This is a genomic window from Frankia sp. Mgl5, from assembly GCF_023242985.1.
Classification (GTDB): Bacteria; Actinomycetota; Actinomycetes; order Frankiales; family Frankiaceae; genus Parafrankia; species Parafrankia soli.
Window position 1 is genome coordinate 1 of sequence record NZ_JALKFY010000118.1, and the last position, 274, is coordinate 274.

1 pseudogene is annotated in these 274 nt (G+C 55.1%); it reads left to right on the forward strand.

Features of this window, described 5'->3' with window-relative positions:
* A pseudogene (locus MXD62_RS08620) lies at window positions 1-274 on the forward strand (hypothetical protein); the annotation flags it as partial.

Sequence of the window (274 nt, forward strand, 5' to 3'; positions counted from 1 at the left end):
GAACGGTATTGCCTACTTGCTGGAATATGGCGTGATGCTGAAAAAACACGGGGAAGAATCGGCGCAAAATCTGGTGATGGGCACCGTCCACCAGGCGATGCTGGTTATTCGTCGCCATGCTCGCAGCGAGGTGCGTGCAGCGAGCTTTACGGTTTGGGTAGCGCAGCAGGAAGCAACGCTCGCCGTGATTATTGCTCCGGCCCTCTACGATTTGTTTGAGGTGGTGCACACCTCCGAAGAGGAAACGAATCCATTTTCCCGTTTTCTGCTGCCG